26 protein-coding genes are annotated in these 19,759 nt (G+C 59.9%); 21 read left to right on the top strand and 5 right to left on the bottom strand.

The window, feature by feature from the left end:
• Positions 1-141 precede the first annotated feature (141 nt).
• The 5 genes from ASE89_RS19885 (at position 142) to ASE89_RS12450 (ending at position 4,011) form a co-directional block, all read left to right on the top strand.
• Complete coding sequence (locus ASE89_RS19885) at positions 142-867, top strand: Crp/Fnr family transcriptional regulator (protein ID WP_168427663.1); 726 nt, start codon at positions 142-144, stop codon at positions 865-867.
• A 45-nt stretch (positions 868-912) separates the two neighbouring features.
• Complete coding sequence (locus ASE89_RS12465) at positions 913-1,248, top strand: ABC transporter ATP-binding protein (RefSeq protein WP_330219056.1); 336 nt, start codon at positions 913-915, stop codon at positions 1,246-1,248.
• Positions 1,249-2,071: 823 nt separating this feature from the next.
• Entirely contained in the window at positions 2,072-2,572 is a 501-nt protein-coding gene (locus ASE89_RS12460) for a hypothetical protein (protein WP_056678195.1), read from the top strand.
• Positions 2,573-2,601: 29 nt separating this feature from the next.
• Positions 2,602-3,006 carry a hypothetical protein gene (locus ASE89_RS20975; RefSeq protein ID WP_056678194.1) on the top strand — a complete coding sequence of 135 codons (405 nt, stop codon included), beginning with the start codon at positions 2,602-2,604 and terminating at the stop codon, positions 3,004-3,006.
• A gap of 75 nt (positions 3,007-3,081) precedes the next feature.
• Positions 3,082-4,011 (top strand): hypothetical protein, encoded by a 930-nt coding sequence (locus ASE89_RS12450; protein ID WP_056678192.1) that lies wholly within the window; start codon positions 3,082-3,084, stop codon positions 4,009-4,011.
• Between the two features lie 132 nt (positions 4,012-4,143).
• On the opposite strand, the gene ASE89_RS12445 is transcribed toward ASE89_RS12450, so the two are convergent.
• Positions 4,144-5,202, bottom strand: coding sequence for a serine hydrolase domain-containing protein (locus ASE89_RS12445; protein WP_082451473.1), 1,059 nt, complete (start codon positions 5,200-5,202; stop codon positions 4,144-4,146).
• Between the two features lie 225 nt (positions 5,203-5,427).
• Here ASE89_RS12445 and ASE89_RS12440 point away from each other — a divergent pair, with 225 nt between their 5' ends.
• From ASE89_RS12440 to ASE89_RS12410, 8 genes are all read left to right on the top strand, one after another.
• On the top strand, positions 5,428-6,720 hold the full coding sequence (locus tag ASE89_RS12440) for a hypothetical protein (RefSeq protein ID WP_056678188.1): 1,293 nt from the start codon (positions 5,428-5,430) through the stop codon (positions 6,718-6,720).
• 114 nt (positions 6,721-6,834) lie between these two features.
• Positions 6,835-7,266, top strand: coding sequence for a DUF3768 domain-containing protein (locus ASE89_RS12435; RefSeq protein ID WP_082451472.1), 432 nt, complete (start codon positions 6,835-6,837; stop codon positions 7,264-7,266).
• 1,262 nt (positions 7,267-8,528) lie between these two features.
• Positions 8,529-9,455: a DNA/RNA non-specific endonuclease gene (locus ASE89_RS12430; protein ID WP_056678187.1), complete on the top strand. Its 927-nt coding sequence runs from the start codon at positions 8,529-8,531 to the stop codon at positions 9,453-9,455.
• Between the two features lie 75 nt (positions 9,456-9,530).
• Positions 9,531-9,701 (top strand): hypothetical protein, encoded by a 171-nt coding sequence (locus ASE89_RS20450; protein ID WP_156363470.1) that lies wholly within the window; start codon positions 9,531-9,533, stop codon positions 9,699-9,701.
• 26 nt (positions 9,702-9,727) lie between these two features.
• Positions 9,728-10,747, top strand: coding sequence for a hypothetical protein (locus ASE89_RS12425; RefSeq protein ID WP_156363469.1), 1,020 nt, complete (start codon positions 9,728-9,730; stop codon positions 10,745-10,747).
• A 10-nt stretch (positions 10,748-10,757) separates the two neighbouring features.
• Positions 10,758-11,519, top strand: coding sequence for a hypothetical protein (locus ASE89_RS12420; protein ID WP_056678183.1), 762 nt, complete (start codon positions 10,758-10,760; stop codon positions 11,517-11,519).
• Positions 11,520-11,538: 19 nt separating this feature from the next.
• Entirely contained in the window at positions 11,539-12,618 is a 1,080-nt protein-coding gene (locus tag ASE89_RS12415; protein WP_056678181.1) for a M4 family metallopeptidase, read from the top strand.
• Complete coding sequence (locus ASE89_RS12410) at positions 12,618-12,968, top strand: protealysin inhibitor emfourin (protein ID WP_056678180.1); 351 nt, start codon at positions 12,618-12,620, stop codon at positions 12,966-12,968. Before ASE89_RS12415 ends, ASE89_RS12410 begins: the two co-directional genes overlap by 1 nt.
• Positions 12,969-12,990: 22 nt before the next feature.
• On the opposite strand, the gene rpsU is transcribed toward ASE89_RS12410, so the two are convergent.
• Positions 12,991-13,191 carry a 30S ribosomal protein S21 gene (rpsU, locus tag ASE89_RS12405; RefSeq protein ID WP_056483632.1) on the bottom strand — a complete coding sequence of 67 codons (201 nt, stop codon included), beginning with the start codon at positions 13,189-13,191 and terminating at the stop codon, positions 12,991-12,993.
• 204 nt (positions 13,192-13,395) lie between these two features.
• On the opposite strand from rpsU, the gene ASE89_RS12400 reads away from it, so the two are divergent.
• The 5 genes from ASE89_RS12400 (at position 13,396) to ASE89_RS12380 (ending at position 15,856) form a co-directional block, all read left to right on the top strand.
• Entirely contained in the window at positions 13,396-13,617 is a 222-nt protein-coding gene (locus tag ASE89_RS12400) for a hypothetical protein (protein ID WP_056678179.1), read from the top strand.
• Between the two features lie 59 nt (positions 13,618-13,676).
• The gene (locus tag ASE89_RS12395) at positions 13,677-13,946 is read left to right on the top strand and encodes a DUF1488 family protein (protein WP_056678177.1); all 270 of its coding nucleotides are present in this window, start codon (positions 13,677-13,679) and stop codon (positions 13,944-13,946) included.
• A 96-nt stretch (positions 13,947-14,042) separates the two neighbouring features.
• Positions 14,043-14,888, top strand: a complete 846-nt coding sequence (locus ASE89_RS12390) for a D-alanyl-D-alanine carboxypeptidase family protein (protein WP_056678175.1) — start codon at positions 14,043-14,045, stop codon at positions 14,886-14,888.
• 297 nt (positions 14,889-15,185) lie between these two features.
• A complete protein-coding gene (locus ASE89_RS12385; RefSeq protein ID WP_056678505.1) occupies positions 15,186-15,452 on the top strand; it encodes an antitoxin in 267 nt (88 codons plus the stop codon).
• 14 nt (positions 15,453-15,466) lie between these two features.
• On the top strand, positions 15,467-15,856 hold the full coding sequence (locus ASE89_RS12380) for a type II toxin-antitoxin system VapC family toxin (protein WP_056678503.1): 390 nt from the start codon (positions 15,467-15,469) through the stop codon (positions 15,854-15,856).
• A gap of 447 nt (positions 15,857-16,303) precedes the next feature.
• Here the strand turns inward: ASE89_RS12380 and ASE89_RS12375 are convergent, their stop codons facing one another.
• Complete coding sequence (locus ASE89_RS12375) at positions 16,304-16,837, bottom strand: hypothetical protein (protein ID WP_156363468.1); 534 nt, start codon at positions 16,835-16,837, stop codon at positions 16,304-16,306.
• 93 nt (positions 16,838-16,930) lie between these two features.
• Between ASE89_RS12375 and ASE89_RS12370 the strand changes: the two genes are divergently transcribed.
• From ASE89_RS12370 to ASE89_RS12360, 3 genes are all read left to right on the top strand, one after another.
• Positions 16,931-17,179 carry a type II toxin-antitoxin system Phd/YefM family antitoxin gene (locus tag ASE89_RS12370; RefSeq protein ID WP_056678172.1) on the top strand — a complete coding sequence of 83 codons (249 nt, stop codon included), beginning with the start codon at positions 16,931-16,933 and terminating at the stop codon, positions 17,177-17,179.
• On the top strand, positions 17,179-17,604 hold the full coding sequence (locus ASE89_RS12365) for a type II toxin-antitoxin system VapC family toxin (RefSeq protein ID WP_056678170.1): 426 nt from the start codon (positions 17,179-17,181) through the stop codon (positions 17,602-17,604). Before ASE89_RS12370 ends, ASE89_RS12365 begins: the two co-directional genes overlap by 1 nt.
• A 175-nt stretch (positions 17,605-17,779) precedes the next feature.
• Positions 17,780-18,193 carry a response regulator gene (locus ASE89_RS12360; protein ID WP_236701757.1) on the top strand — a complete coding sequence of 138 codons (414 nt, stop codon included), beginning with the start codon at positions 17,780-17,782 and terminating at the stop codon, positions 18,191-18,193.
• Positions 18,194-18,213: 20 nt separating this feature from the next.
• Here the strand turns inward: ASE89_RS12360 and ASE89_RS12355 are convergent, their stop codons facing one another.
• Both ASE89_RS12355 and ASE89_RS12350 read right to left on the bottom strand, forming a co-directional pair.
• Complete coding sequence (locus ASE89_RS12355; protein WP_156363467.1) at positions 18,214-18,426, bottom strand: hypothetical protein; 213 nt, start codon at positions 18,424-18,426, stop codon at positions 18,214-18,216.
• Between the two features lie 272 nt (positions 18,427-18,698).
• A complete protein-coding gene (locus ASE89_RS12350; RefSeq protein WP_156363466.1) occupies positions 18,699-19,241 on the bottom strand; it encodes a hypothetical protein in 543 nt (180 codons plus the stop codon).
• Positions 19,242-19,759: the final 518 nt, after the last annotated feature.

Below are 19,759 nucleotides of genomic sequence, written 5' to 3'. Positions count from 1 at the left end.
AAGTATCAGAAAAAACAGACTTTATAGTGTAGATGATTTATATCAATCGCAATCGTCATGATATATGTCTATACACATATTGCACGATTTAACAGAGACCAGAGTTATCGCCTCCGGGAGGCAGCTTGCTTTGGAATATGTATGGAAAACGCACTGCCGGCGTTGAGATTATTGGTTGACGGTCTCGAGCGCTTTGAACCGCTTACCGTGGACGCACGGGAAGCTATATTCCAGACAGATTGCGTCATACGATCATACGCCGCCGGAAGGTATGTGCTACGTGAAAATGATCGAGCAGATTTTATTGGCGTGGCGGTAGACGGTTTTGCTTACAGCCACAAACAGACAAACTCTGGATCTAGACAAATACTGTCGGTCATTATGCCAGGATCAACCTTAGTTCCCGAGAACATATTCCTGAGCAGATTGGATTGTAGCGTTCAAACGCTTACGGCGTTCGAGGTAGGTCTAATACCTCGCAAAGCGCTAAGAGATCTCACCATGTCATTTCCAGAAATCGCAACGAGCTTTGGTACAATGCTTGCGCTCGACGCCGCAATTTTTAAGGAATGGATGCTAAACATTGGCAGGCGAGATGCGCGAGAGCGAGTTGGCCATTTGCTGTGTGAAATGGCTGTTCGTTTGTCGAAAAGCCGATCGCCAACAGATCTGAGTTTTAACCTGCTTATGACCCAGGAACAAATTGGTGATTCGGTGGGACTTACTGCTGCCCACGTTAATCGAGCAATGAAAGCACTATATAGTGAGGGTTATTTGATTAAGGAAAAGACTCTTCTGAAGTTTCCTCAATGGGAAAAACTCTGCGTCATGACCGAATTCAATCCAGAATATCTAAGTTACAGCTAATCGCGTTATCAATAAATCGAAACGATCTGGCCCCGTTTAGGCCCATTGCGCGAGGCGCTCGGTTTGAACGCATTGCTCGACCGCTGGATTGGCGACTGCTCGGCCGGTATGCGGCAGCGGATCACGATCGCCCTTGCGTTCGCGCGAGGCCACACGCGGGTGATACTGGACGAGCCCTTCAACTGGCTTGACCCCGTTGCCGCGTTCGATCTTCGCCAAGCGCTGCGTGCGATGGTCGGCAACGGACTCACGCTGATGACCGCCCTTCACGATCTCGGAACGCTCGCGGTCGCGTGCGACGCCGGCATCATGCTCGCGAGTGGCGACGTCGCAATGGAACTGGACAGGCGCCTTCTCGAAACTGCCGCTCAAGATCCGTAGGCATTCGAACGTCAGACCATCGACCGGTTGAGGGCAGCATCAGCACCGTAGCGCACCAAGGCTACCGGCTAAGCTCAACACCGGGCCCATTCTCAGAATTCGAACGTTGACCGGGAAACCTGACTTGTCGATCCGGCTGACAGCCGCAGACGGGCGCGCTTTCTCAAAATCTGTTCCCAATTTGAAATTCTCGAAATTGCGAATTTTGATGGCAAACTGGGAAAGGTGCCGATCACTCTTGGGCGGATATGGGGTAACGACTATACCCAAACCTGAAGCCGGGTGCTGATGTACACAACACCCTCAGCAGCACCGTCCGTGTATGTTCAACAAACGGACGTTTTCTGAACAGATGCTTCCCATCTCCTTAGATGCTGTAAAGCCACGCGTTCACAGATAGTTAGGCAAAGCGACCGTTCAACAAACGGGTGTCTGTGAACGGTTCAACGCGAGTGGTTGCAAGCGATCGGGGCAAAGCGGAAAATAGGTTCGAGCGTACCTACCCTAAACGCGGCCCCGAGGCGGCTACATCCGGGCGTTTGCCGTCTGAAAACTCACGCTGCGAGCGTCGCTTCTATTCGATCCCCCCGTGCGCGCCCGAAGACTTTAGTGACCGCTTTGTCCCAGAAAGCATCGAAGACGGCGGGAAATATTGTTGGCATCGCGGATCTACGACAAACGGGGGTGTTTTGCGCCGTGTGAGCAGGCCGACAGCTTTTAGCGTATATCTGATCTGTTCTATGTCCTGACCCCGCTTCGCGGCGGTGAGAGGGAAGGGGGATGGGTTTTCTTTTGATCCAGGTGGATCAAAGGAGAACCTCCCATGTCCCACATCATCGATATTGGCGGCGCGCCAGCTAATGAGGAATGCGCCCAACTCGGGCAAACCATCGACTTCGAGACGGCCAATACGCACGAGGTAATGGCCTACAAACTGGCGATGATCGCGCGCCACGGCATGCCACCGGAAGGATGCAAGCTGATCGTCCACACCAACCTGTATGACTTCGGTATCTATCGGACGCTCGCCCTGAACGTTGAGGACGAAGACAGCGAGGCGGTCGCGGCATATGCGGAGGCCGTAGAGGAGGGGCTTGGCTCCTGGATTGAGGCGGGCTTCACAGCACCCATCACCTACACCGGCAAAGTGGCGAAGATCGAGCGCTCTGACCATACCGAGATGGTAATCGGTGCCCTCCTGACGACACGGCCGAACGCTGACGGGACGTTCCCAATCGCCGACTTCGCGATCCTTTACGGCCATCTAGCAGCGGCCTTCCCACAACAGGCCGAAACGGCGCGCCAGCGTCTCACCGCCGCGTAATCCCGCCTATCCTCTGGAGGATTGAGCCAATGCTGATGCTGCAGTCGCAGACTGCCGAGATCGTCTCGGCGGGCGCGTTTCCCGCCGTCCGGTCTCCGCGTGCTCGTGGGGCCGTGGAACTGGACCACTTCGATTCCACCGACATGCGCTGCTGGCTGACGCGTGGACGCTCGGTCGAGCAGGCGGCCGAGCTCGCCCGGATCTGGCGATCCTATCCGGACCTTCCGCCGACGGCGCCGCTGGTTGACCGAATGGCGCGGGGGCGCGAACGGATCGCCGCTATGAAGCCCTTGAATGACGCGATCGCCGCGAAGACGGAAGCAGAGCGGCAGAACCGCAACTTCGCCTTCATGGCATCGCGCGCTCAGGACGGGACGATCACCGATAGCGAGATTGCTATCCTGCGTGGTCGGGATCTCCACGGCTACGATTAGGATCTCGCGGTTGCCTATGCGAGCGGCTGGACCGCAGCCGAGGCCGGTTGGGAGCATTGCTTTTGCGCCGATGGCATGCGCCGGCAAGAGGCCAAGCGGGAGGCCTACGACCGGGGCTTCGCCGATGCTGGAGGCGACCAGGGCGACCTATTCGACGCCGCGCGCCGCAGCAATCTCGCCACCATGCGCAAGGACAATCAACGTCCGATTGAGACACCGCCTCTGGTCGCTCGACCGGCTCCGAGCAGCTGGCCGAAGCCGAACGACCATGCCCGCCCAACGCGGTGGTCGCGCCGTTTACTTATCGTCGCGGATGCCGCGATCGAGGAGGTGACGCCGGGATTGATGCGGGTGTCGGGTCTGCGACTGATCGACGAGGTCCGTGCCAGACACGGGACCGAGGCCATGACGATCGTCACGATCGATCGCCATGCTGGCTTCGTCGTGAACGACTGCCCGACCGAGATGAAGGCTCCTATTTCCGCAATGTGCGCAGACGAGATCATTGCGGATCCTCGCAATGGTGACGCGCTGCGTGCCATCCTCCGCGGACGCGAGATCGATGATATCTTGATCGCGGTACAGGGTGACTACCTTCGCATCGTCGACGCCTTTGCCAGCGCTCTGCCGTTGTGCGCGAACATCGAGCGATCGCGCAATTCGCTCTTGCAGCAGCGCGCCCATCTGCGCTGCTGGCTCGACCGGGGCTACGACGGCACCGACAATCTCGGCGCCGGCCACATCCGCTGGGGCAAGGCCGTCAAGGGCCTGACTGGTAAGCTCGGCGAGTTTACTGCTCGCCATGTCGGGCCCGCGCCCAGGCGTGGCCACCTGATCCGCATCGAGGCCGAAGGCGGCACGCTCGCCAAGGGCTACGCGACCTCCATCGGTGATCGTCTGGCGCCCGACATTATCGTCTCCAACAAGATGAACATCCGACGCGAGATGGCCACGGCCCTGCGTGCCTTTGGCGGCGCAACCCGCCTGATGCACGCATGTGGCTGAGAGCGCTGCCCCCTTCTTACGAGTGTACGCATGAGGACTACCACGCCCGGTATCCGTGACCTGGCCGTGATGACCAAGGCCGGCCGGCATATCGTCGACATGTGATAGCAGCGTCCCCCTCGATAACGCCGTTTAAGCGCGGGCTATGGCTTCAACCCAGGTGCCAAGCTGTGATTGCGCTAAGTCCGTTGTGTTGAAGATCACGATCGTTTCGCTCTGGTCGAGCCGATGCGCGATGTGAGCGCGATACCCTTGAACCTTGCCTGTCTCCCAAGCCCAGAGTGTGCCGTCTATGGGATGCACACGACCGCCAAGGGCATATTCCTGTTCCGGCCATCGGATTGTCGTAAGTTCACGCCGTGAAGCTGCGCTCAATAGCGAGCCATGAAAGATGCCATGTGCCGCACGCACTGCGTCACGCACGGTTCCGGCCGCATTGCCGCTTGCCGCAACGAACGGCGGGATCGGATCCATCTTACGCACTGGCGGCGATGCACTGCCGTAGGCAGCAGCCAGTTTCGGCATCGGGGGTTGGCCCGATTGCGCGAACCCGGTAGCCGACATGCCGAGTGGGCGAAGCGTCTGCCTCGCGACTACCTCAGGAAATGACTTTCCGGTCAGCCGTTCAAGAATCGCCGCAACGATCACCCAATTTATTGCCGCGTAGTCCCATCCCTTGCCGGGCACGAACGACAAATCACCACCACCGAAGCGCGACAGTATAGCTGCCGCGCTCGCGGTCGAAGTTCGTAGCGCCGGCTCTTTCCCAAGCTGGCGGCTCAATAGATCCGGGATGCCACTGGTGTTCGATAGCACATGCTTCAACAGCACCTGCTCGCCCGTATCGTGCCGGAACTCTGGGAGATACGCAGTGACTGGGGCATCGAGCGACAACCGCTTCTGTTCAACGAAGCGAAGCACGGTAACGCTCGTCAGCCACTTCGATGCAGAGCCCCATTTGAATTGGGTGTCGGGTAAGATAGCCTTACCTGCTTCTACATCGGCCATGCCGACGTACCGAGCATGCTCGATCTTCCCGCCCCGGGCGTAGGCGAACGAGCCATTGAAGCTTGGCGGTAACTGGATCGCTTCGATTGCGGCGCGCTTTGCAGCGGATGATGGCTTCATCGCCAACGCGTTCGTTGCACCAAACGCTAGGCCGCTCGCCATCAACATACGTCTATCGATCATGCAGTCCCCCCTGTCTATTCAGTGACATATGCGACGAAAACCTCCCCGGATAGCCTGTCCGGTGCCGGTCTCATTCGAGAATGTCAGAACGCCTGAGTTGAAATCTTGACCAGTCATCAGCCTGTCATGGAGGGGCGGCGTACCCTTCTAAACAGCTAAAACGGCACAGGAGAGGAGAAGGATTGGGGGAGGGAGACCAGAATAGACCGGACAGGACCCTTCCCCATGCGCATCCGCTACATCGCTACATTTGCCGAGACGATCCGGACCGACCCGATAACGCTCGCTCGCGAGTATCTCTCGGCACGTGACGCAACCGATCACGAGTTTCAGACTGACGAGGCACGGTCGGCCTATGTCGACGTCCTGTCGGCGCTGGGTCGGTTTCAGCACAAGTCCGCGTTCGCACGGGCGTTGGCGCACCTCGACGTCGGCCCCGAGGCCTTGGACATTACGCGGCAGCACAACGGTATGCGCTCGATCACATGGTCGTTTGGGGAAGGGCCGACGTTCCCCGGCTTCACCGATGACACGACCTGGAACGGCTTCCTCAACGTCCGTGTACCGGTCTCGGCATGGCCTTACGTGCTGACCGAGCTGATAGCCGGCGCCGATGGGGATGCCGACACGATCGAGGCATATCGACGGATTGGCACCGCCGATGGTCTGGTATGTCTGTCCAACGGTTTCGCCACCCAAGAAGCAATGCCGACATGGCCAGAGTTCTTTCCTGACTATCCAGTCGATACGATGGTGCCGATCCCGTCTGAATGGTCGGAGATGAGCTGGCGTCATGAAACGGCGCCGAGCTTTGGACCGTGCGTTGGTCCGATGGGCGAGGCCGCACAGATTTGGGTCGACTACGAACTACCGGCGATGCGCGAATTTGCCGAGGCCGCGAGGTTCACCTTCAGCCGGCGTGACGCGATCGGTGAACTGACGGTCATCTACGAAGGCGATGACTATGCCGAAGCCCTTGGCCATATCGCGATTGAGACGCTTGCCTGCGCGTTTGCTCACCTCCTCGCAGAGCAGCTAGGTCCCGCCGAATGGCGCGAGATGCGAGTGGAAAACCGGACGATCGAGGCCGGCGTCTGCGCTTCGCATGATTTCCTCGACGCTAACATGGTCATGCTAGCGGCGTGGCAAGCTACGCGCTCGCCGGCGATCGTCGCCAATGGTGATGCTGATGGCCTTGGCACTGAACTCCACCACGTCAACGCGGCCTGGGAGGTCGCCACCCGCTATTATCTGACAGCCTCCAGCGAGGGGAGTAGGTTCGACGATTGGCGTGTTACGGGCCGCGATGTGCAGAGCTTGGCCGCTGCGGGGCACGATCTGGCGACGATCCCACCTTCGGACAGCGCCGGCCGGGTCTACTCGGTCGGCTTTGTCCAGACACATGGTACTTGTTGGATTGTCGATGTTGGCAACACCAGCCAGAGCTTCGACCACCTCATCGATGCAGAGGCTCACCTCTGGTCCGTCTTCGCGTCAGACGAAAGTCGCCACGCCTGAGCGACATCGACCTTTCTCCGTGGCCGATCGGGTGGGCCCAAGGCTCAAGGAGGGAGGGAGGGGGGGTGACAGGCAGATGCGGGGAATGGCCCCGCCAAGCCTGAGGACACCGCCATGCTCCCTGCCACGATCGCCACCAGCGCCGCGCCCGAAGCCACTGGCAAGGATTGCCGGCTGCTCAACGGATCGCTGGCGAGCACCGGAGCGCGTCTGGCGTACATCGCCCGTCTCAATGACCGTTGTCGCCAAGGCCTCGACCGTACCGCTCGGATCATGGTGACGAGGACCTGCCTTGGCACCTTCGCTTCCGGTGACGGCACCATGGAGATCGTCGTTCAAGCGAGCCTCTACGCCGCCATCCGCCACCATGTCTACGCCGATGCGGATGCGGCCGAACGGGACCGCGGCAATTTCGAGTTCGAGGGGACGACGGTCTACTTCAAGATCGACTATTACGACGCTGCGTTTCAGTACGGATCGGAGGATCCCGCCGATGCCAGCATCACCCGGCGTGTGCTGACGATCATGGTCCGAGAGGACCTCTGACATGGTCACGGCAACACTGAAGCATCGCCGCCTGGACCTAATGTCATTGCTGACGCCTGGACCAGTCGACGAGAACTGGGAAGCCGAGAAAGCATGCTGGCGCTGCTTCGTCATGGGCCATGATAACCCCAGCGGCCGGCGCGGCAGTAGTCTGCGCGCTGCGTGGCAACGCGGTTACGACGCTGCCTCCCAAAGTCGGGATCCAGTAGGGTTGATGCTTTGAAACGACGAAACGGATTGGCCGGGATGTAAAGAATTGCAGACCGTCCACTCACCGCGGACTCTTGCCACGGTGACGCCCCCCGCCCAATCCTTGCTGGACGGGGTCGCTCGTAATGGACCTGGTTCGCGAAATCCCGATGCGATGAGGGCGAAGAATATTACGATCAGGACCGGCGTACCATACGTTACGGTTTAGAATAATACCTCCGTCGATCAGGTCGCGTAAGTGGTCTACAAATACTAGTAGCCCAGGGTAGAGTCGGACGATGACCCTTTATATTCAGGTCGTAGGGAACATACTTAACCGCGATCGCTTTCTTCTTTAAGAATATAGGATAGTGAAAATGTGGATTTTGACATCGATAGCAGCTGCAGCCCTGATTATTCCGGGTGTAGCGATGGCACAGACGACCGGGAGCACCACCGGTGGCACGACAAGCGGCGGTATGAGCGGATCAGCGACTGATACCATGAGCGGGGGAGCGTCGACCGGTTCTATGGATCAGACGAACCCGACGCCGAGTACATCAGGGTCGACCGCAACGACACGCACGCAGCATGGCACGAAGGCCCGCGGCAAGACGCGTGGCACAACGTCAGGTACGACGAGTGGCACGATGTCCGGTACAACCGGCAGCACGACTGGCGCGGACACGATGGGCGGTACGACTGACGGCACCGCTGGTTCGATGAGTGGCACGAACCCTGGCGGCACAATGGGTGGCACGGCCGGCGGTACGATGGGCTCCACGACAGGGGGAACGCCCGGCACTACTCCGCCGCGCTGATCTTACCCATTTGTTTAAATGAAAGGCCGGGCGAGCGATCGCCCGGCCTTTTCGTATTCGTTCGAGAAAAAATCACGGGAAGGGTCGTAACCGACAGCTTCGGCTGCCCTTGATTGTGCAGTGTCAGGTAGCGGCGCATCAATGCAACGAGACTGCCACCTTGCGTCTCTATGCGTTTGTCCGCGACGCGGATGTCATCACAACACGACGGATCGAGCGCACCTGCCGTGAAACTCTGAGGAGCTGATCATTATGATCGACCTGTCATATAGACCCCGGTTGGCCGACCTTAGGACGCTCTCACCTCAAAGTCTCGGCTTACTGCCCTTCGAACGCGAAGGAGTAAGGACGTCCGACGCTGTCGCGTTCCAGGGTCGGGCAGGTTACGACGCAGATTTTCTCCCCAGCTTTGCCGTGCCGCTCCCTGATACCGGTGCCATTGCTGGGGATGTGCTGCCGGTTACGGGCAGCGATGGTGACCGCCTCGACTACGAACACTTCTCGATTCTCATGTCGAAAAGCCGGCGTCTTGCCCTCTTCACCGCCGTCAATATCGATGGAAGCGCCAGCGTGTCGGTACCACGTGGCGGAGATCCGTGGGCGTTCGACGGCCGCATTCCCGAAGAGGCCCAGGCGGGGGATGAGCTATATGCCGATAACGATTTCGATCGCGGCCATCTTGTGCGACGCGAAGATCCCAACTGGGGACCGACCGCCAGCGTAGCCAACCGCGATACCTTCCATTTCACCAACTGTGCGCCACAGCTCTCGGTCTTCAATCAGCGATCCTGGCTGAGCCTCGAGGACTATATTCTCGGCAACACGCGCCGGGTCGGCGAACGTGCGACCGTTTTTACGGGGCCAGTGTTCAGGGGCAATGATCCGGTTTACCGCGGCGTCGCAATCCCGCTGGCCTATTGGAAGGTAGTAGCCTTCATCCATGACGATGGTCGTCCATCGGCCTCCGCGTATCTGATCGATCACGATGTCGACCTGGACGCGCAGTCGCTCCTGTTCGGCGCGTTCAAGACTTATCAGCGATCAGTCCTCGCGATAGAAGGCCTGACGAACCTCGACTTTGGGTCGTTGCGGGAGTTCGACGGATTCTCGAACGAGGAGAAGGCGACCGGCGACGCTGTCCGGGTGCTGATTACCGAGGCCGAAGATATTAGGCTGTAACGGCCGCAAATAGCGCTGTCCTACAAAGAACATATATGGAACATCGGCGGTCGGATCAACAAGGAGAGTCGGACAATGACCGACATGATCGACGGCCCCATGCTTGTAGGTATTGCAGCGCTCATCACCAGCGTCGTCAACATCATCACCGCTGTCCGCGCGCGTGATCGGCCAGCAGACCGTTCGCGTGTGCGGACGATCCCGCGGCGTAGAAAGAGAAGAGAGAATCGCAGTTTAGGCGCATGATGCCCCAAAGCCCGAAGGAGACCGTTATGCGCTGCCGCGTCATTTCCCTTCTGCCTGTCCTAACAGGCCTGCCTCTTCTGGCGGGATGTGCGACAAACGCGATTCAGCTTGAAACCGCGGGGACGGCCCAGGCCCGAGGCCGGGAGGCAGCCCTCGCCACGACGGCCTATTTCGACGCGATAGAGCTGCGCCGTCGGGAGGCTGCTGCAGCGCTGGTCGCGAGCGATCCAAGCTGCCTGCCGGCCACCCCGCTCCGCATCCAGGTGCCTACGGCACCGACCGTCCCGCCCGCACCTCTATGCCTTGCGAACGAGGCACCCGCCCCTGGCTATACGGCGGTCGAAATCGACATTGGGAGCAGTCCACGAGCGGTACTGGAGCCACGTGTCGCACTGCTCGCCACAATTGGTGGATACGCTGATGCGCTAGCGGCCATTCTCGACGCCCCGAAGGCCGACGTATCGGCCGAGATCACTGCGTTTGCCGATCAAGCCGACCGGCTGGCCCGGTTCACGAACTTTGTCGCCGGCACTGACCTGCCAAACGTCAACGCGGCTGTCGCCAGCGAACAAGGGCAGAGCGTCGTCGCGCTGATCGCGTTTGCCAACGACCTCGTGCGCGAAGCGCGGCAAACCGGCGATGTCCGTGCATTGGTTATCGAACGCGGCGCCATCGTCGATCGCGCACTGGCATCACTGTCTGTTCAGGTCACGGCCTGGGGCAGGGGGGCGGCGCGCAACGCCGACGATCTCTACGGCAACGCGCTGTTCCGAACCTACCTTCGCAATCGCACCAGTCTGACGGCCGAACAGCGCGAGCAGCTTGCCACCCGTGTTTTCGCCGCCCGCGAGGCCGCGAAGCAGGGGCCCGTGCGGGCGGCTGAAGTCGCAGACGCGATTGATCTCACCGCGAAAGCCCAGGCCGGGCTGAGGGATGCCTTGGCAGGTCGCTTATCGCTGCAGCAGCGCCGCGCCGCGGCTCGGCTGAACATCGATCGCATCACCCGCGCGCTCGGACTGATCGCGTCGATCGCCACCCCCGCCTGAGGAGGATCCGATGACCACCTTTACCCAGGCCGTGGAGGCTGCAGACGCGCTCATCGATCAGCTTCAGGGACTGACCGAGGACCCCCGCTATCTCCCGCGCTTCTTCGATACGATGTTCGGCTTACGCACGGCGCTCGGTAACGCACGCGATCGGTTCGCTTCGGTGCACAGCCCCGAGGCCGTGGACCGACCGGCATTCGCCACGATCCTGGATCGCAGCGAACAGGCGACGATGATCGGCGCCGCGCTTACTCCCGGCGATGCCGAGGTGTCGCGGTACGCGGCAGCCGTACAGCGCGCGATCGCGGCATTTGCCAATGATGGGGTGGCGTCCTCGCTGTCAGCCCTGCGCGGCACGCTGCGGCTTCGACGATCATCAACGCCGTTGATAAGGCCCGGGCGCCGGCCTGATCCAACGCCCGAGCCATACTACACCAGCCTAGTGAAGCTATTCCCGGTTGAGGCGGTAACGCTTTACCCCCTCGCCATAGGCATCGCGGGCAACGACATCGTCATCCGCTTGATCCTGATCGCCATCATCACGCTGTTCGTCATCGCGCTGCGCTGGTTTGGAACGCAGGAGGAGAGTGGGGGAGATGCCGACGTGCTGGCAATCGGCGTGTCGGTGATTTCCTTCGAGCTCTACGCCGCCTCGCTAGGCGGCTTTGGCTACCTTCCGGGCGGCCCGGCGCAGACCAGCCAGTTCCTCGCGTTCATAACGATCATGTGGGTCGCGCTCGTACCCTTCGCGCTCCGCCACCCTCGCCGCTAATCGATAAGGAGACACGATCATGTGCATGTCCACGCATCGGCATTCGCATCACTGCATCCTGCCGCCCTACATCCTCTCCAAGATTGCCGAGAACGGCTCACCTGCGCTGCGGGCCATGGCAATGCACAGCCTGATGATCGACCCGACCATCCGGATCGTGCGGGCCAGCACGGCGGGGCCCGTCACCGGAGATCTCGCCCGACGGCGGTCGGCTGCGGGCAACCTCCTTGTCCCCAGTCCACTTCGAACGATCCGAGACGCTGGCGGCGAACCTGAAGCGCCTGGTTCTGTGGTCGTGCGGCGTGAAGGGGAGGGACCGACCGGCGATATCGCGGTCGACGAGGCGTATGAGGGCTTGGGTGCAACGTTTGCGCTGTTCTGGGAAGCCTATCAGCGCAACTCGATAGACGATGCCGGGCTGCCGCTCGACGCCACGGTCCATTACGATCAGGACTACGACAACGCCTTCTGGGACGGCACCCAGATGGTGTTCGGCGATGGCGATGGCGAGCTGTTCAACCGCTTCACGATCGCGCTCGATGTCATTGGTCACGAGCTCACGCACGGCGTCACCGAGAAGGAGGCAGGGCTCGCCTACTTCAATCTGTCGGGGGCGCTTAACGAGAGCATCTCTGACGTGTTCGGCAGCTTGGTTAAGCAGAAGCTCCTGAGCCAGACGGCCGACCAGGCGGACTGGCTCATTGGTGCCGGACTGCTTACTTCCGCGGTCAAAGGCGTCGCGCTGCGGTCGATGAAGGAGCCCGGCACGGCCTATGAAGATCCCGTCCTCGGCAAGGACCCACAGCCGGGCCACATGGACGACTTTGTCCGCACCAATCAGGACAATGGCGGGGTTCACATCAACTCCGGTATCCCCAACCGGGCCTTTTACCTGGCCGCGACGACGATCGGTGGAAACGCATGGGACCGTGCCGGTCGGATATGGTACAATGCGCTGCTGGACCCCAATACGCGGGCCAACACGGACTTCGCCGGCTTTGCCCGCGTCACCATCGACGTCGCGGGGCGTTTGCACGGTACGAACAGTGCCGAGACGACAGCCGTCGCCGAAGCATGGACAGCGGTTGGAGTGATCTAATGCAGATGGGCAAGGCTTGCGACGAGACCGTGACGGGCGAAGCCCGGGTACGGATCGAGGGAGGCCTCGCCCATTTTCCGGGGCTTGCGAAGGAACAGGCCATTTCGTTCGGCGACCTTGCAACGCCGGACCGCCAGGAACTCACCAGCCTTGCCGACCAAGCTGACTTCTTCGGTTGCGAGCCATCGACCGATATCGCGAGGCCGGATGCACGCACGTATACGGTTGGCCTGACGATCGATGGACGAAGCCGAGAGATGCGGCTCGCTGAGCCGATCCGTGATCCCGCAATGGCGAAGCTCGTCTCCGTTGTCCGCCGCCTGAGCAAACAGCATCCGCCAACACGGTGACGGTCTAAACAAACCCTGGGGCTTACTGATCCTTCTCGGCACGCTTGCGATCGGCCTTGCGCGCTCGGCTAACGGCCGCTGCGTGTTCGCGAGCGCGCTTCTCCGACGGTTTTTCGAAATGGCGGCGCAGCTTCATCTCGCGATAGACGCCTTCGCGTTGCAGCTTCTTTTTCAGAACGCGAAGAGCCTGGTCGACGTTGTTGTCGCGGACGATGACCTGCATGAAACCTGACTTTCGAGATTGCGTCGATGATTAAGACAGCCATGCCTATAAGCCCTGTAGGCATGTGCCAAGTCCATGATGAACTTGCCGGATTCAAACGCAGTTATCTTGCGCGAACGTGACTAATTCTGCCCCATGCTGGAACGGCGTCTAGACCGCAGCCCCTAGGCATTGACACTGATCCACCAGGCTGGAGAAGGCCCCATGACCAATTCCGACGTGCCTGCCTATCGTGTTCAACTGCTACCGGCGCCGATAGTAATCGACGCGAATGGCCTCCCAGTCGCGAATTCCCATGTGGTCGAGATCGTATTTCCAGGGGACACGATCGATACGACGCTGGGGAAGGTGAACACGATCGTCGGACCGGGAACTGCCAAGATCATCGTTGAGGACGCGACGTACCGCGGGATCAGCCTCTGCTGAGTTTGCGCGCTGTGTAGCCTTCGGGCAGGGGAGCCTGCCAACCAAGGAAGCAGTAATACATGGCGAACCGTCTCACGATTGATCAGGACAGCTTGGTCGACAACGACCGCGAAAAGCAGGTCGAGTTTACCGCCGACATCGACAGCGACGACCGCGACTTTGCCGTGAAATACGCCGTTTTGCGTGAAGTGAGCGGCGACGAACCAGACAATGACGCCCTGGAACTGTTCGAGCGGTTCAGCGACGAGATACTCGATATCTGCGCTGATCTCGCCGAGCTGCGGCCAACGGCCAATCTGATAACAGTGACAGAAAGCGACCTCGAGTAGCGATCGCTCCGAGGAGCCCTTCGAAGCGCGCCGCTTAAGGCAGCAGTCAGGTCAGGTTTGGCATCTTCAAGGCCCATTGAGGATACCAACTTCGGCATGTTTTTCAGTTCTTTACGGCGTTTGCAGATCGGTCTTATCGTTGCCAGCTTGGCATTCGGCCTGCCTGTGCAGGCTGCATATGCCCGATCACGTGTTTCTGAGATTGTGGTCGATGCTTCAACCGGTACCGTTCTGTTTTCACAGGCACCCGATGCGGCGAGACGACCGGCTTCGCTGACCAATCTGATGACGCTTTATCTCGCATTCGAAGCGCTTGCCGATGGCCGCTTACGACCAAGTGACCCTTTGCCGATTTCCCGCCGGGCGGCGCGCCAGCCGGCGACGCATTTAGGGATAGCCGCAGGTGGGAGAATCAAGGTCGGCAAGGCGCTGGACGCTATCGCGGCGAATTCGTCGAACGACCTGGCCTTTGCCGTGGCCGAACGCATTGCTGGCAATGAGCCGAAATTTGCCAGAATGATGACGGCAAAGGCTCGCCAGCTTGGGATGCGGAATACGCGGTTTGCGAATGCATCCGGGCTGACCAGCGCCGGGAACGTGACGACGGCGAGCGACATGGCGAAGCTTTCGCGCGCCATCGTCAGGCGCTTTCCGCAGCAATATGCCCGGTTCAGCAGACGTACGACTCAGTGGCAATCGCGCCGCACTGCTAATCACAACCATCTGCTCGGCCGGGTCGCAGGCGTCGACGGTATCAAGACCGGGTACACGTCCGACGCCGGCTACAATCTTGCAGCATCGGCGATGCGCCGAGGTCGGCGTATCGTGGTCGTCGTGTTGGGTGAGACCAGCGTTTCGGCGCGTGATGCGCGTGTTGCCAACCTGATAGAGTTGGGCTTCACCGGATCGAGATCGAAGGCGCGTCGCATACGACGGCGGTAACTTCACGAACGGCCTTGGCGTCCCTCAGCCACGAGCATCGTTCGGATCGATAATATATCTTATGTTAAATCAGTAAGTTAGCGGATATTCGGCATCGATTTTGCATGGCTTGGTTCCGGCTTTCGCCGAGAGCCGTCTCAAGCAGCAACCCTGGCCACGACCGCATAAAGCTACGCGCTTCCCACGCCGAGGCCACCTGGGATGGAAGACACGGACGTAACTACGACGCCATCGCTCATCGCGATTGATAACGTCAGCCCAACAAGGTATATACATGGCATATGCAAAGGAGGCGTCGTGACCCAGACATCTGCTAATGTCGACGTGCGCGAAGCCAAGCTGTTTCGCAACAATCGCAGCCAGGCAGTGCGAATTCCCGCCGAGTTCGAATTTTCGGGAAGCCGTGTGCTCATCCACAAGGAAGGCGACAAGCTTATCATCGAGCCCGAACCCAAGGCCCGTCTTCTCGACATCCTGAAAGGGCTAACCCCCCTCGCCTCTGAGGATCTGTTTCCAGAGGATCTCGATGCTACGCTGCTCCCGCTCAGGGCCGTCGACCTGTGACCGGGTCACGCTACATGCTCGATACCAACATCGTTTCCGACCTCGTTCGAAATCCGCAAGGCGCGGTGTTCGATAAGATCGTCGAGATCGGAAGCGACAATCTGTGTGTCAGCATCATCACCGCGGCCGAACTGCGCTATGGTTGCGCCCGTAAGGGGTCCCCTCGCCTGCTCCAGCAAGTCGAAGCCATTCTGGGCGGGCTCGAGATCCTTCCGCTCGATGTCCCGGCCGACGCCGAATATGGGGGGATCCGTGCCGAGCTTGAAGCCGCTGGCAAACCGATCGGCCCCAACGACCTCCTGATCGCAGCCCATGCCTATGCACTAGGTGCCACGCTGGTCACCGCTAATGTCGGCGAGTTCACACGTATCCGGGGTCTTCGTGTGGAGAATTGGCTCGTCTGACGCCGACGGCTCCGCTTACGAAAATGGGGCCGGAACCGATAGCAGCGGTCCCGACCCCGTCGATCGAAGGTTCCTCCGTCGAAACGGTGGATAGACTGGCTTAACGCATCTGCGTCGAACCCGGTCCACCACCGTCGATATACGGATCGTCGTCAATTTTCCATGAACGGGCCTTTCGGCCGTTCTACCCGCCATACGGCACTTCACCCGAAGGACTTCACCCCGAAGGGGCATCACCATGACCGTCATTGCACTTTCAGCCCGACGCAGTTCACTGAGTTCACTCGAGAACGCCTACGCCGTGGCTATTCAGCTTCGTGAGAGCACCGGCGTCGACCAGTTCGTAGTCCGCACCGACAATCCCATTCAGCCTTTCCGTGTCTCCCGGTGCCGGCCACATCACCCGGAGAGTCTTCTCGCCCTGGTCGCCTGACCGGGCGACTATCGTCAGCCCTCGGTCGTCACGTTGGCCATGATCTGCACGGCCGTCAGGCTCTCGCACAGCTGGGCGTTCGTGGCGTAAATCACCGCAAGCTTCTGCTCGCGCATCACCATGCACATCCGACCACGACGGTACGTCAGGCTCTGCAACCAGGCGAGTTCTGTAATCGCCTGCTCGATAGGCGTGTCGTATAGCAGGTACCAAAGCCGCATCTGGAACGGGCTCTTGTCGCGCAAGATCTCTTCGAGATCCTTGTGCCCCTCGCCACGGCCCATGCCGTTGCTCGTTTCGCTCGCCAGTGCGGTGAACGCTTCCTGCATCTCCGTTATCGCGAAATAGGCAACGTCGAGGCCGATCCCGATCGTGGCGCCCGCCAGCACCCGCCGATCGGTCGATATTTCGGGGTCGCCGTTATTGTTGGTGCCGCTGTTGTTCAGCACGTCATATAGCGGGAGGTCATAGTCGTACCCCCGCATCATATCCTGCACTTTCATCATGTCCTCCTTCGGGTGAGGCTTGGGATTTGGCAGGATCGTCAAGCGATGAAGTAATACCCGGTCGCGTGACAAACATTGACAATTCCGCTGCCTACGGCAATGTCTGTACGTCACGACAAAGAAGGTCAAGCCGCCATGCAAACTTTTTCCAGTCGCGACTTCAATCGCGAACCAGGTCGCATCAAGCGGGCCGCGGTTGATGGCGCAGTCATCATCACCGAACGCGGCCGACCAATCATGGCGGTCATGCCTTTTGCCGAATACGAGCGGCTGAAAGCGCCTCCCGGCAACATCCTCGACGCCCTCGACATGGACGAGGTCGGAGACATCGAGGTCGACTTCAGCAGGGCACCATCGTTCCCGCGTCCGGCGGTGTTCGACTGATGTACTTGCTCGACACCAACGCCCTGTCCGAGCTGCGCAAGCGGCGCAGCGGAAAGATCAGTGCAGCCGTCGAAGCATGGGCCGGTAGCGTCGATCAGGCGGACATGTTCCTTTCGGTCATCACGATCATGGAGATCGAGCTTGGCATCGCACTGCTCGAACGGCGCGATACGCGGCAAGCCGGCGTGTTGCGGCTCTGGCTACACGACAAGGTCATGCCCGCCTTTGCCGGGCGCGTACTCCCCGTCGACACAACGATCGCGCTGCGCTGCGCGCGGCTGCACGTTCCGGACACCAAAAGCGAACGCGACGCCTGGATCGCAGCGACCGGCCTCGTACACGACCTGACGATCGTCACCCGAAATGTCGTCGACTTCGCAGGCACAGATGTTACCCTTTTGGATCCGTGGACCTACCCTCAGTGAAAGCCAGGAGACGATCATGAGATCCATGCACCCACGAACGGCCCTCGCTTTTGGTGCGGTACTTATCGGGGCCTCGGCAGGCCTTCTCCAGGAAGCGATCGACGCCCGTTCCACAAGGTAAACAGGTGTGCTGCATGTGCTTTGTATCGGAGCCATTTTCGCAAATGGCGGGTTGATGCGCATGACCTTATCAACAATCCCCTACGCTCTGGCCGTCGACGACGAACCATTCATCCTTATGGATATAACTGGGATCCTCGAAGACGCGGGTTTCCGCACTTACGAAGCCAGTAGCGGCGATGCCGCGATCGCTATGCTTCCCGAGTACGCCCACACCATCACCCTTCTTTTTTCGGACGTCGACATGCCGGGTGACACCAACGGGTTCGCGCTCGCGCGCCACGTCGCCGAAAACTACCCCTGGATCGAGATTGTCATCGGTAGCGGGCGCGTCAGCCCGGAAACTGGCGACCTTCCAGAGAAGGCGACGTTTCTTTCGAAGCCGTTCAACGCGCAGATGATCCATGGCCATCTTCGCGAAACCCTGCCCGATGGCAAGTTGCCAGAACCGCTCAAGAACGCGGCCTGAGCCGCGTAGGACGGCGTGGTTCAGACGTCGTCGCTCTCGACCGGCGTCGTCACGCCACGTGCTACGAGCGCGTCAGTCAACTGACGCCTGATGCTCATGCCGTTCAGGTGGCTGAACACGCCCTCATAACCCTCGGCGGTAAGGCGTTCTCGAATGTCCGAAACCGAGCGACAGGCCCCTTCCCTGGCCAACTGGAATGCCCGCTCAACCGTACCGATCCGCGTGTCGCTCACTGTCCCCCCCCGGATAGCCAATCGATCGCGCGAGATGCGGCTGTCAGCTTTCGCTGGTTAACGACCAAAGTTTATGCGGTTCAAGCCTGTTCGCGGTTGCAAAACGATGTTCGCAGATGCAGCATGGCTACGCCTTTCAGGCATCCTCTCCTAAAAACTATCCGGGCCGGCTCACGCTGGCCCTTTTTTTGTCTGCCGAACGCCACCCGGTGCGCCTGACAATATCTTTGGCACCGCCGTGGTCTGAAGGGATTCAACCCAGCTTGATATCGCTATCGATGCTTGAGCCGCGTAGCCAACACCCTCGTCTCGCGCGCGATCTGCTCTTCCATCATTGGCCAAATATCCCGCGCCGCGGCGCAATAACCTGACCAGTCCGCCTCGATCGACGTCGTCGTCCACTCGGCAATATGCGCGCGCGAAAACATCCGCTTGGTTGCGGTTGCAAAGAGTAACTCGGACAGCTCCGTCCTTAAGCCATCGTCGGCATCTTTTAGCAAAGTTGGAACGATCACCTCGCTGACGTACCTGGACCGCGACAGGCTGGACGCAGTCAACTGTTCCCGGGCGTCCGCCAGATCACGACTGTTCGGGTTTTCCTCGTTGCAATGCCGTCTGATTTCGCGAAGGCCATCCATGATGTCTCGATGATGCCCTTCCAATGTGCCGAGCATCGCTTCCCGATTCATTTTTTTACCCCTCCCCTGCCGGACGATCATACATTGCGAGGCATCTGCTTCGTGTTTTCGGCCAGCGTCGCTGTGACGTTCGCCCTTTTCGATAGGCCACTCTAAAGACTTGATTGATGGGCTCAAGCCAAGCTTTTCCCCTACGGAAATGTGATGCTTTCTTGTCGATGGGGCCGTCTCGGATGTGGCTTATGGGCCGGGTACAGCCGACTGAAATCTTCGAAGAGTTGAAGGAAAAATAGAAAGGGTTGGGACATCCCGCCCAAGAGGGCGGGACCGTTCAATAGTCGGCAAGAGCCTCCCGGAGCCCCGCGAAGAGCGGGTCTCCGCCCTTCGGGTACAATCACTTGTCGGGCTCCCGGGGCACGCGGACAGGGCTCGTGCGCCAGGTTCGCGGATGGCCTGGGGCGGGTGTGTCGATCTACCCTGCCCTCTTGTCTAGGACCATGACCACCGCAGGCAGCCTTCGGCTGTGGAATCATGCGCTAGGCGCATGATGTGTGCTTTGTGGGCCTGTGTTCTCATCACACCCTTCGCCGTCTCTCAGTGTCTCGGCGTGGCAGACCCGTCCGACGGGGTCGGCGTCAAAGGGGAATTGTCCGCTGGAGCGGACAATGCTTTTATTTGATTTGAAGACGCCTCAA

This window comes from Sphingomonas sp. Leaf30 (assembly GCF_001422525.1).
Classification (GTDB): domain Bacteria; phylum Pseudomonadota; class Alphaproteobacteria; order Sphingomonadales; family Sphingomonadaceae; genus Sphingomonas; species Sphingomonas aerolata.
The sequence above is the reverse complement of the archived record's forward strand: the minus strand, read 5'-3'. Positions and strand labels throughout refer to the sequence as shown.

Bases quoted from the DNA above. Each gene is read 5' to 3' on its own strand.
- ASE89_RS12395 (WP_056678177.1), top strand. From the start codon at position 13,677: ATGGCGAACCGTCTCACGATTGATCAGGACAGCTTGGTCGACAACGAC.
- ASE89_RS12440 (WP_056678188.1), top strand. From the start codon at position 5,428: ATGCGCATCCGCTACATCGCTACATTTGCCGAGACGATCCGGACCGAC.
- ASE89_RS12390 (WP_056678175.1), top strand. From the start codon at position 14,043: ATGTTTTTCAGTTCTTTACGGCGTTTGCAGATCGGTCTTATCGTTGCC.
- ASE89_RS12410 (WP_056678180.1), top strand. From the start codon at position 12,618: ATGCAGATGGGCAAGGCTTGCGACGAGACCGTGACGGGCGAAGCCCGG.
- ASE89_RS20450 (WP_156363470.1), top strand. From the start codon at position 9,531: ATGACCGACATGATCGACGGCCCCATGCTTGTAGGTATTGCAGCGCTC.
- ASE89_RS12420 (WP_056678183.1), top strand. From the start codon at position 10,758: ATGACCACCTTTACCCAGGCCGTGGAGGCTGCAGACGCGCTCATCGAT.
- ASE89_RS12415 (WP_056678181.1), top strand. From the start codon at position 11,539: ATGTGCATGTCCACGCATCGGCATTCGCATCACTGCATCCTGCCGCCC.
- ASE89_RS12425 (WP_156363469.1), top strand. From the start codon at position 9,728: ATGCGCTGCCGCGTCATTTCCCTTCTGCCTGTCCTAACAGGCCTGCCT.
- ASE89_RS19885 (WP_168427663.1), top strand. From the start codon at position 142: ATGGAAAACGCACTGCCGGCGTTGAGATTATTGGTTGACGGTCTCGAG.
- rpsU (WP_056483632.1), bottom strand. From the start codon at position 13,191: ATGCAGGTCATCGTCCGCGACAACAACGTCGACCAGGCTCTTCGCGTT.
- ASE89_RS12460 (WP_056678195.1), top strand. From the start codon at position 2,072: ATGTCCCACATCATCGATATTGGCGGCGCGCCAGCTAATGAGGAATGC.
- ASE89_RS12360 (WP_236701757.1), top strand. From the start codon at position 17,780: ATGCGCATGACCTTATCAACAATCCCCTACGCTCTGGCCGTCGACGAC.
- ASE89_RS12430 (WP_056678187.1), top strand. From the start codon at position 8,529: ATGATCGACCTGTCATATAGACCCCGGTTGGCCGACCTTAGGACGCTC.
- ASE89_RS12450 (WP_056678192.1), top strand. From the start codon at position 3,082: ATGCGCCGGCAAGAGGCCAAGCGGGAGGCCTACGACCGGGGCTTCGCC.
- ASE89_RS12370 (WP_056678172.1), top strand. From the start codon at position 16,931: ATGCAAACTTTTTCCAGTCGCGACTTCAATCGCGAACCAGGTCGCATC.
- ASE89_RS12380 (WP_056678503.1), top strand. From the start codon at position 15,467: ATGCTCGATACCAACATCGTTTCCGACCTCGTTCGAAATCCGCAAGGC.
- ASE89_RS12445 (WP_082451473.1), bottom strand. From the start codon at position 5,202: ATGATCGATAGACGTATGTTGATGGCGAGCGGCCTAGCGTTTGGTGCA.
- ASE89_RS12435 (WP_082451472.1), top strand. From the start codon at position 6,835: ATGCTCCCTGCCACGATCGCCACCAGCGCCGCGCCCGAAGCCACTGGC.
- ASE89_RS12400 (WP_056678179.1), top strand. From the start codon at position 13,396: ATGACCAATTCCGACGTGCCTGCCTATCGTGTTCAACTGCTACCGGCG.
- ASE89_RS20975 (WP_056678194.1), top strand. From the start codon at position 2,602: ATGCTGATGCTGCAGTCGCAGACTGCCGAGATCGTCTCGGCGGGCGCG.
- ASE89_RS12365 (WP_056678170.1), top strand. From the start codon at position 17,179: ATGTACTTGCTCGACACCAACGCCCTGTCCGAGCTGCGCAAGCGGCGC.